At 68.2% G+C, this 9,887-nt stretch carries 7 protein-coding genes; 3 read left to right on the top strand and 4 right to left on the bottom strand.

Annotation, left to right across the window (positions count from 1 at the left end; genetic code table 11):
* Window positions 1-557: 557 nt before the first annotated feature.
* Window positions 558-3,044: a DEAD/DEAH box helicase gene (locus V9U70_RS08030; protein ID WP_336673785.1), complete on the top strand. Its 2,487-nt coding sequence runs from the start codon at window positions 558-560 to the stop codon at window positions 3,042-3,044.
* An 860-nt stretch (window positions 3,045-3,904) separates the two neighbouring features.
* On the opposite strand, the gene V9U70_RS08025 is transcribed toward V9U70_RS08030, so the two are convergent.
* Window positions 3,905-5,062 carry a hypothetical protein gene (locus V9U70_RS08025; protein ID WP_336673784.1) on the bottom strand — a complete coding sequence of 386 codons (1,158 nt, stop codon included), beginning with the start codon at window positions 5,060-5,062 and terminating at the stop codon, window positions 3,905-3,907.
* A gap of 573 nt (window positions 5,063-5,635) precedes the next feature.
* On the opposite strand from V9U70_RS08025, the gene V9U70_RS08020 reads away from it, so the two are divergent.
* Entirely contained in the window at window positions 5,636-6,631 is a 996-nt protein-coding gene (locus V9U70_RS08020) for an abortive infection family protein (protein ID WP_336673783.1), read from the top strand.
* A gap of 17 nt (window positions 6,632-6,648) precedes the next feature.
* Here V9U70_RS08020 and V9U70_RS08015 read toward each other — a convergent pair whose 3' ends face one another.
* Both V9U70_RS08015 and V9U70_RS08010 read right to left on the bottom strand, forming a co-directional pair.
* Entirely contained in the window at window positions 6,649-8,049 is a 1,401-nt protein-coding gene (locus V9U70_RS08015; RefSeq protein WP_336673782.1) for an AbiJ-related protein, read from the bottom strand.
* Between the two features lie 33 nt (window positions 8,050-8,082).
* Entirely contained in the window at window positions 8,083-8,310 is a 228-nt protein-coding gene (locus V9U70_RS08010; RefSeq protein ID WP_330323286.1) for a hypothetical protein, read from the bottom strand.
* Window positions 8,311-8,511: 201 nt separating this feature from the next.
* Between V9U70_RS08010 and V9U70_RS08005 the strand changes: the two genes are divergently transcribed.
* Window positions 8,512-8,970: a helicase associated domain-containing protein gene (locus V9U70_RS08005; RefSeq protein WP_419723951.1), complete on the top strand. Its 459-nt coding sequence runs from the start codon at window positions 8,512-8,514 to the stop codon at window positions 8,968-8,970.
* A 117-nt stretch (window positions 8,971-9,087) separates the two neighbouring features.
* Here V9U70_RS08005 and V9U70_RS08000 read toward each other — a convergent pair whose 3' ends face one another.
* Window positions 9,088-9,879, bottom strand: coding sequence for a 3'-5' exonuclease (locus V9U70_RS08000; protein WP_330323287.1), 792 nt, complete (start codon window positions 9,877-9,879; stop codon window positions 9,088-9,090).
* Window positions 9,880-9,887 lie beyond the last annotated feature (8 nt).

The raw sequence follows: 9,887 nt of genomic DNA, 5'->3' as shown, positions 1-9,887 counted from the left end.
AAGTGAAGGAATTCGCGAAGCGAATTCAAATGCGAAGTGAAGCAATTCGCAAGCGAATTGCTAGAAAGCCGCTAGCGGCTTTCTGAATTCCCGCGTTGCGGGAATTGGATTACCGCTGCGCGGTAATCTGTGGGTCTCTCCGCTTCGCTCCGTGACCCGGGCGTCCGCTGCGCTCCCGCCCTGCCGGCTTCGCCGGGCTGGCTACGGTAGGGGTGGCGGTGCATCAACTCGCTGCTGGGTAGGATCCCGAACTGATGGGCACCTCCTCCCGGGGCCGGCTGCGGGACCCACCATCACCTGGACACGTCGAGCCCGAGGGGTGAAGCACCCTTCGGGCTGATGGGAAGCCAGGCCCAGGGTGTGACCATCCCGGAAGAGACGTGCATGGTCACTGCTCCCGCAACATAGCACACCGATCGGCCACGGTGAGCCCGGAACAGGACAACCGTCAGCCGATGTGATGCATCGTGCTGCATCAGAGTCGTGCATCAAGTGATGCGCGGGTAGCATCACGAGTGAACGGCTACCTCCTCCCCCGGATCTGGAGACATCTCGTCATGACCGGTGAAATTCCGCTTTACCCGCATCAGGCGGAAGCGGTGGATGCCATTGTCGCAGGACTGGAAATCCGGCCCGGACAACGTATTCCAAGAAATGGGCTGCGCGGTCAGGTACACGCGGCGTGCGGCACAGGAAAGACGTTCATTGCCGCCGGTGCGGCGCAGCGTATTTCTCCGCATGGTCGGGTTCTGGTTCTCCTTCCTACGCTGGAATTGCTTGCGCAGACGGTGCGGGAGTGGCGGGCTTTCGGGCGTTCGGGGCCGATGGTGGCGGTGTGCTCGATGGATGACGACCCGCGTCTGTACGACCTGCGGGTGCCCGCGACGACGAACGCCCAGCAGTTGGCGCTGCACTACGGCAGCGGGCCGGTCACCGTCTTCGCGACGTACGCGTCGCTGCCGGTCCTGGTCGAGGCTCACGAGGGCGCGTACGGGCTCCCCATGGACGTGTGGGACCTGATCTGTGTGGACGAGGCCCACAGAACCAGTGGGTCGCTGGGGAAGGCGTGGGCGGTCGTCCACGACCAGGAGCAGCTTCCGGCGATGCGCCGGCTGTATCTGACGGCGACGCCGCGGATCTGGATGGAGCGGCCCCGGCCGCGCTGGCGGATGGAGTTCCCGGAGGAGAGCGGGGAGGCGGGGCGTCGGGCGCCGGTGGACCGGCTGCCGAAGGAGATGGCCTGTTCGATGTCGGACGAGCGGATCTACGGGCCGGTTCTGTGGGCGCTGGATCTTTCGGACGCGATCGCGCGGGGGCTGCTGGCGCGGTATCAGATCGTGGTGGTGGAGCTGCGGGACGAGCGGCTGACGCTGGAGAAGCTGTACGGCGAGGAGCGGTTCGAGGAGCACGTGCGCGGTGAGCGGCTGACGGTGCTGCAGGCGGCGTTGCTGGAGACGATGGCGGAGCACGGGCTTGAGCGGTGCATCACCTTCCACCACCGGACGGTCGAGGCGCAGGCGTTCAGCGTGGGGCTGGAGCGGGTGGTGCGGCGGCTGCACGCGGCGGACCCGGAGCGGCACCCGCAGGAGGTGTGGTCGGGGTGGCTGTCGGGTGAGCACGAGCCGGAGATGCGGGCTCAGGAGCTGCATCAGTTCGGGGGGCGGGCTGGGCGGGCGGTGATGTCGAATTGTCGGGTTCTCGGTGAGGGGGTCGACTGCCCGAGTGTGGATTCCGTCGCTTTGATCGATCCGAAGGGGTCGGCGGTGGATATTGTTCAGGCTATTGGTCGGGCGCTTCGGCAGAAGCCGGGTCAGGATAAATTGGCGACGCTGATCGTTCCTGTTTTCCTCGGCCCGGATGAGACTCCGGAGGATATGCCGTATTCGGCTTCGTACCGTCCTCTTTTGAAGGTTCTTTCCGGGTTGCGTGCGCATGATGAGCGTGCGGTGGAAATGCTCGCGATTCCTTCGGAGGATCTGCATCGGACGAAGCCGGTGTCGTCGTGGCTCGGACCGGCACCGGAGGGTGATGACGAGGAGGAGCAGCGGTTGCTGCTGCGGTTCGGGGTGCATCGTGATCCGGCGTTGGTGGCCAGGTTGGTGGAGTACAACCTGATCGAGCCGGAGCACGCGAACTGGCGGGCGGGGCACCGGGCGGCGGTCGCCTACCGGGAGCGGGAGGGTGATCTCGCCGTGCCCTACAACTGGGTTGAGGGCGGGGACGGGCGGGGTGAGGGCGGGTTCCCGCTGGGGCGGTGGCTGTCCGATCAGCGGAGGACGATGCGGGCCGGGACCATGCTGCCCGAGCGGGCCGAGGACCTGGAAGCGCTGGACCTTGTGTGGGACCCGGCGGACGCTGCGTGGGAGGAGAACCTCGGCGCGGCGAAGGCGTACTTCGCCGCCTACGGGACTCTCGCTGCTCCGGTCACGGCGATGATCATGGACCGGCCCATTGGGCAGTGGTTGGCGAACGCGCGGAAGAAGAACGGGCTCGGGAAGGACCAAGCGCGGGCGGCGCGGCGTGCGGCGGCGCTGGCCGCGATCGACCCGGACTGGAACCCGGACTGGCCCGTCGACTGGCAGCGCCACTATGCGGCTCTGGCGGGCCTTGTGGTCCCTGGGGGTGTGGTCGGGTATGTGGAGACCGGGGCGATGGTGAACGGGCTGGACGTGGGTGCGTGGCTGGTCGCCCAGCAGGAGGGGTGGGAGGGGTTGTCCGGGGGGCAGCGCGAGCGCCTGGTCGAGCTCGGTGTCCGGCCGCCGGCGAAGCCGGCCGCCGGCGTTCCGGCGCGGCCGCGGCAGGCGGGCGGGGCGCGGGGAGCAGCATTCGAGCGGGGTGTCGCCGCGCTCGCCCAGTACGCGGAGCGGGAGGGGACGGTGGTGGTCGCGCGGTCCTGGGTGGAGGAGCTGGCGGACGGGACGTCGGTGCGGCTTGGGGTGTGGCTGTCCAATACCCGTGCGCGGCAGGCAGGGCTGAGCGCGGAGCAGCGGGAGCGGCTGGCGGCTCTGGGGCTGGAGTGGGCGGTAGCGGACGGGGCGGTGTGACGACCGCACGCGGGAAAGAGCGGCGCGTGCAGGCGGCCGTACGGCGGCACGCGTGTAGCGGGGCCCTCGCGGAGGCGGCATGGCCGGGCCGACGCACCGAACGTCGGCCCGTCGATGGGGAAGGTGATCGGGTTGTCCTCGACGTTCACGACAGCCATCTACAGCGGGGCCTCCGAGATCCGAACGGATCGAGTCTCGGAGGCACAGGCAGAACGGTCAGCTGCCGATGAGGGTGTGCAGCACCGGGGTGCTGGCACCTGCCCCCATCAGCCCGGCAAGTGCAGCCGCCGCGCCGTTGCTCGCGCTGAGGTACGTCAGAGCGGCTACCGCTCCTCCGATCACAACGGCCGCCAGGAGGGTGAGAGCGGCGTGCGAGGTCAGGAGCGGTCCGGAGCCGCTCGTTTCCGGGACGGGAGGAGCTGGTGGAACTTGATTGCGTGACGACGTTGTACCGTCGTCATTGGTCGGGGTAGTCATTTCACGCCTCGTGAATTCTGTGTTCGGACTGGACGCGGACCACCACGGCCACGATTGCCGGGGAGTCCTCCTCGTGCACCAGCCGGCCAAAGCTTCGGTGCACGCGAGGGCTCCCCGCCGTCGTACCCGCGAGGTCCGGCTAAGAGCCTACGCAGAACGCGCGGGCCCGCCCCAACCGGACCGCTTCGCGTATCGGTTCTCTTGGGCGGCAAAAGCCTTCTGACCTGGGAAAAGTGAATGTGCGTCAGGTCGCCTTGCGAGTGCGTCGAGTCCCAGGCTCACACCGCCGCTCCCCGCGAACAGGTCGATTGGCGGGCTCCGGGCCGAGATCGATGCCGCCAGTGAGCCCGTCCTCTTCCCTGTGCTGCGCATGCACAAGGTCGTTAGTGTCCGCGGCCCTGCCGGCGAGTGGGGGTGGTCCTCTGACGGTGCGCGGGGACAGCGGCCTCCGTCGAAGCTGCTCCCGGCTTGGCCACGGCGGCAGCGGTGGCGGTGGAGCGGGAGCGGGCGGCGGTAGGGGAGATGCGCGGCCCGGTCGGGCCCGGTGTGCCGGGTGGGGTGTTCAGGGCGGTGAGGGTGGCGGCGACCAGGCGGCCGGTGAGCTCGGAGGCGGGACCCTGCTTCCAGGCGGGATCGTCGGCCAGGGTTTTCAGCCGGGTACGCAGGTCTGCTTCGCCGTGTGGGCTCAGGCCCGGTCCGCCTTCCGGACCGCGGGCGGTACGGGCCATGCGGCAGGCGAGCAGGGGCCAGGCCCGGGCGCTGACGAGGAGACTGGTCTCCCGGTCCGATCCGATCGCCTCCTTCACCAGCGACACCAGGTGGGCGTTTCCCGAGGGGCGGATGTCGAGCTGACCCAGCGCCGTCTCCCGGTCGGACAGATACAGGACCTCCGGCAGCGGCAGGCCCTCGGTCAACGGACCCCACAGGGCCCTGATGTCCGCACCGGCCGGAGTCCACGAACCTGCCGCCGGGTCCCCGGCCGCAGGAGCGACGGCGGGCGGGGCGGGTGCGTGGGCGGGTGGGGTGATCCCGGTGGGTGGAGCGGGGCGGGGAACACGGGCCCTACCCGGCGCAGCGCCGGGGGCAGCCGTCGGGGGCGACGGCGGCGCATCGTCGGCCGCCGGTGCGGCGGGGGCTGTGGCCGGGAACGGTGCGGCGGCCAGGGGCGGCGCAGCGGCGGTGATCGACGGCGTAGCCCCGGTTGCCGGTGCGGCCGGAGGCGGCGCAGCGGCTGGCGTCGGTGGTGCGGCGGGGGCCGGGGGCGGTGCGGCGGGGGCGTTGGTGGCGGCGGTGACGGCCTGGTCGACGCCGAGCCCGGCGGCGTGAGCGTCGGCGAGGATCCGGGCGACGTCGACGCCCTGGTCGTTCAGGCGGCCCATCGCCGCGGCGATGTCGGGCCAGGCCGGAAAGGCCAGGATCGCGTCGCGGACCAGGCCCTGGGGGATCGTGGTGCGCAGCAGGTCCGCCCACTGTTCGGTGCCCTGATGGCGGGTCCGGGCGGCGTTGGCGGCGACGGCCAGCTCGGTGTCGCTGAACGACACATAGAACCGCTTCTTCCGTGGCTCACCGGCCTGGCGTTCACGACGTCGCCCACCTGTATTTCCGTCCGCGTCGACCGTCACCGCGGCCCTTCATAATCCGCGCCGGCCGATACCGGCTTTCCGGCGCCCCGGAGGCTTACTGCCCCCATTACGTACTGACTGGCTGCCAATTTCTATTGCGTGAGAAAGGGTCACAGGACCGTGCGCCGGGAAGCCGGGAAACCACGCGCGCCACCACCGGACCGCCGCCCCACCAGCGACCCCGCACCCGCAGCGCCACCAGCCCACGCCACCACCAGCAGCACACCCACACCACAAAGAAGCGACGGCCACACCCGTCTGAACCTCCGCCACCGGCTTGCTTCGCACCGCCGTGTTACTGCGGTCTAGGGTGCCCAGACGACCGCGGCGGGACGTTGCGGGAGAGCGCGAGAGGGCGGCAGCCCTCTCGCCAAACAACCCGGCGCCACACACCTCAGGCCTGCCAAAATGACCACTGGAAGATAGTGATAGGCACCGCTCCCCAGGACCACTGGTGCCTGCTGGAAGTGCCATGCGAGGAGGATTCCTACGGTGTTCAAGCTCTTGGTGCAGGAACCCCTTCCCCGGCCGAAACGCATCACAGCAGGGCACTGGGCCGCGATCGACGACGCGTACCAGCGCTTGGGGCGGGCGGTCGAGGCAGAGGATTTTGCGCACGTCGTTGGCGCGGCCAAGGAGCTGGCCGAGTCCGTGGCCCGGGTCACCACCGAAGCCAACGGCGAGGTGCTTGCAGACAACACCACCTACAAGACGCTCCTGACCACGGCACACAACGTCGTCGCTCACGCGATCAAGCAGGATCTCGCACCGAACGACGTACTGCGGGCGATACCTGACGGCGCCCGGAGGATGGCCACTCAGCTTGCAGAGGTCCGGAATGTGTACGGCACCGGCCATGGCCGTGCCGATGTCCACGAGGTCACGGAAGAGGTCGCTGAGGCTTGCGTACATGCCTCTCTGGTCTGGGTCCGCTGGGTGCTTGCACGGCATACGGCAGTGCTGTTGGGTAACGTGACCCAGCTCGTCAGCGATCTTGAGAGGGCGAACTTCTCCAGCGGGGAACTCGCGGAACGTCTCGATGCTGCCAACCTCCCGGGACTGAAAGATCCCGAGCAGCGGCGCCTCGGTATTGCTGTTGGCCGGCGCACGGCCAACGAGACGTGGACCGTTCGGATTGATGGCGTACGGGCCTGCTCGACGGACCCGGAACGGTGGCCTGACGCCTACCGGACGGGCGTCATAGAGGGGCTCTTCATCAACGGAGACAACCAAGTCGACGCCTACCCCATAGTGAGCGCGGACTGCGCGGCTGAGCTCTTGCAGCACCACAATGATCCGGCTGGTGTACTCGCGGAACTGCATCAGCTTCTGGAAGCCGCCTCGTGGTCGTTCCGCTTCCAGGGACGGTACGAGGAGGCCGTCCAGTCCATGCACAAGGCGCTGCCGAAGGTACCTGCCAGCGTGCGTCCGCTGTGGGTCGACATCACGAACACCCTTGTCGCACACGCGCCGACTGCTGTGTCCTGACGAACGGTGTCGCGGGCTCAGGTTGTTCCGGAGCTGACGTTGAAGCGCTGGAACAGCGCCGGCAAGAACTGCTCCAGGAGCACCCGGGCGGCGGTCGCGTCCTTGAGTTCGTCGTGGCCGAACCGAAAGACCTCGTACTCCCGGAGTTTCAGATCGCGGTCGGCGGCCATGGTCTCCGCGTACTTCGCGGTGTCGGGGCGCTGGCCGCGGTCGCGGGTGTAGTGCTGGGATCCGTCGACTTCGAGCACGATGCGCTGTCCATGGGGGAGTAGGAGCAGGAAGTCCATGCGGGAGCGCAGCAATGCCTGGGGGCCGCGTTCGCGGACGGTCTGGTGGTCCCAGTGGAGCCAAACCTCGGGCAGCAGGGCGGGGTGGTCGTAGACCTTGGTGCCGAGGATCTGGTGGTAGCAGTCGAAGAAGTTTTGCTGCCCGGGAGAGTTGTCGGGCAGGCTGCGGCGGAGTCGGCGGTAGAGGGAGGTCTTGGCGTCGGCTTCGGTGGGGATCTCGTGTTTGTCCTGCCACCAGGTCTGGAGGTCTCGCCAGCGAAGTCCGTCTTCCGGCGTGGGGCGGTCGTAGACCAGGGAGTCGTCGCGGTTGCCGACGATCTCGATGTCGTTGTCCATGGCGGACTGAAAGCGGATGTCGGGCTTGGTGAGTGAGGCGAAGATGATGTTCTTCGGCTTGCGGTTAAGGGCGAGCCGGGTGGAGACCATGCTGAAGCTCGGGTAGCCGCCCTCCGCCCCTGTTTCCCTCAGCTCGATCCCGGCAGCGCGGACGTGCGCGTTGATCGCGGCGACGAGATGGCGTTGCGCGGCTTCGTCGAGAAGGACGTCGGCGGAGACCAGGGCTTCGAGGAACCGGGCGAACCTGGCATCGCCGGTTTCGAAGGCACCCAGGTTCTCGAAGAGGTCCTCGGTCGACCAGTCCCCCGGGTTGCGGAAGACGTGCTCCTGAATGTCACGCTTGAGGCTCGGCCCCGGAGTCCCGAAGAACGCGTCGATGATCGGACTCATCTCGTCGGCGAGCGCCCAGAAGCGGCTGAGCATGCCCATGAACCGGCTTTCGCTGCGAACGAGGTCGGCGAGATCGAGCGAGCGGGCAAGCTCGCGTCGAACCCGGCTGGGTATCTCCGGTGGGGAGGCCTCCGCCCACAGCACGTCTTCGATCCCGATCCTCTGGGCCGTGGTCGCGTAGCCGTTGGCCAGGAGGTTCAGGGCGACGGTATGGAGGTGGCTGTCGGGGACCTGGGCGTAGCTCCGCTCGACGCGTTCGCGCTTCGTGCCCTCCTCCGGGGAGTTGGGCGGCATCCCCACCTTCGTAAAGGCCTCGTTGAGCGTGGCGTGCGTGTTCGCGTCCAGACGAGCGACGACGTCGCCGACCAGTTGTCGAAGAATCGAGCGATCCCTGCTAGCGGCCATCCGACGATCGTCTCAGACGGCACCGACACCCGGTCAGGGGTTCGCGGTGCCGGTCTGCGACGCGACTACGAGGCGGCCGCCACCGCGGTGGACGCCCCGGAGGAAGTCGTCCCAGTCCGTGTGTGACAGCCACGACTTCTCCATGAGGTGGGCCGTCCAGTCCAGGAGCTGCTCCCACGATCGAGTCTTGGCCGCGGGGATGTCGTAGGCGCCCTCGCCCGGTGCCGGGTCGCACAGGGCGTGGTGCGCCTGCCAGCGCACCTTTTCCGGGTAGCCGAAGATGTCGGCCCCGCTGAAGGAGAGCGATCCATCAGCGCCGCTTGACGCCGTCTACCAGGGTCAAAAGGTCGGCATCCGGCTGAAGAACGCGCGAGCCGACGCACGCGCCGGGACACTGGCCCTCGAGCGGCGCGAACAACTGGACGACATCGCCCCTTCCTGGTGCCCCGCCTAGCCCGTGGAATGGCAGCGCGCTTCCATCTCAACCGCCAACACCTGGACACCGGCGGCACCCTGCCCACCGCACCGGTCCAGGCCGTGCACCAGGGGGAGGACCTCGGGCGGTGGGTACGCCAGCAGCAACTCGGCTTCGACGAACTCACCACGGTCCAGCAGTGGATGTGCGAACACGTCCTCGGAATCGAACCAACGGCCCAGGACGAGAAGCCGAAACCACGCCGCACACACGCCGACAAGTGGGGACTTAACTACACCGCCGCCCGCCAGCACTACGAACGCGAAGGCCACCTTAAGGTACCCAGGGGACACGTCGCGCAGATCCTCATCGGCAACGGCGGCGAGGACCAGGAGGAGCGGGACCTCAAACTGGGCTCGTGGATCAGCAACCAGCGCAGCAGAGCCGCCACCCTGTCACCCGAGCCGGCCGAGCAGCTGACAGCGATCGACATGCGCTGGGCGTAGACGACGCCGGAGGATACGCAGGGGAATCGTCACAGTGGCGCTTTCCGGAGCGCGACTGCTGGACTATCGCCCGTCGTCCTCAGGCCGACGGAATGATCTTCGCTACGGCGATCACCGTCAGCCGGTTCCGCACATGCGGTGCATAGTGGTCAGCAGGAGCTGGCAGTTGGTGACGGCGTCGTAGGTGCCGCCGAGAGGCTGGTAGCGGTAGGAGCGATAGCGGGTAGACCACAGTCCTTTCCAGACCGTGTAGGGGGTCATGGCGTCCACCCACCTGCACGGTCGCGACGTCGCCCACGCGGAGCGGGCTGGCTGAGGCAGGCGGTGGATTTCGCGTTCCAAGACTGCTCGGTCGAAGGCCGCGTTGTAGGACAGGCAGGAGCGGGCCGCTAGGAAGTGGGCGAGGTCGGGTAACAAGGCCTTGAAGGTGGGTGCGGCGAAGAGTTGGTTCGGTGCGAGGCCGTGGAGGGCTGTGGCCTGGGGCGTGATGTCGGCGAGCGGGTTGACGAGTTCGTCGAAGAGGGCGTTGCCGTCCCGGTCGGTGACGCCGATCTGTACGGCCCAGGCCGTGTCGAGCCCGGTGGTCTGCACGTCGAGGACGCGTAGGTGCGGGTCGCTCAGGATGCAGTGAGCCCACCGGCGGACATGTTCTCGGTCGGCTGCCCAGCCTTCGGGGCGGCGCAGGGCGCGCAGGGCATCGTCGAGGCTGGGGTGGCGCTCGTTCAGAGACTGGATGTGCCAGCGTCCGTCGAGGTCGAACCGACTGTGGACGGTGCCTAGGTACCGAGTTTCTTCGTAGGCGGCCCAGGTCGGCCGGTCGGTGTCGCTGGGGCGTACGAGTTGTACGGATGTGCCGTCGACCTGGTAATCGAGCCAGTGATCCCATTCCGTCACGTCGTCCGGATCCACGGTGACCG

Origin of the sequence: Streptomyces pratensis, assembly GCF_037137275.1 — a bacterium.
GTDB classification, from domain to species: Bacteria; Actinomycetota; Actinomycetes; order Streptomycetales; family Streptomycetaceae; genus Streptomyces; species Streptomyces pratensis_B.
The sequence above is the reverse complement of the archived record's forward strand: the minus strand, read 5'-3'. Positions and strand labels throughout refer to the sequence as shown.

Bases quoted from the DNA above. Each gene is read 5' to 3' on its own strand.
- V9U70_RS08030 (WP_336673785.1), top strand. From the start codon at position 558: ATGACCGGTGAAATTCCGCTTTACCCGCATCAGGCGGAAGCGGTGGAT.
- V9U70_RS08015 (WP_336673782.1), bottom strand. From the start codon at position 8,049: ATGGCCGCTAGCAGGGATCGCTCGATTCTTCGACAACTGGTCGGCGAC.
- V9U70_RS08005 (WP_419723951.1), top strand. From the start codon at position 8,512: ATGGCAGCGCGCTTCCATCTCAACCGCCAACACCTGGACACCGGCGGC.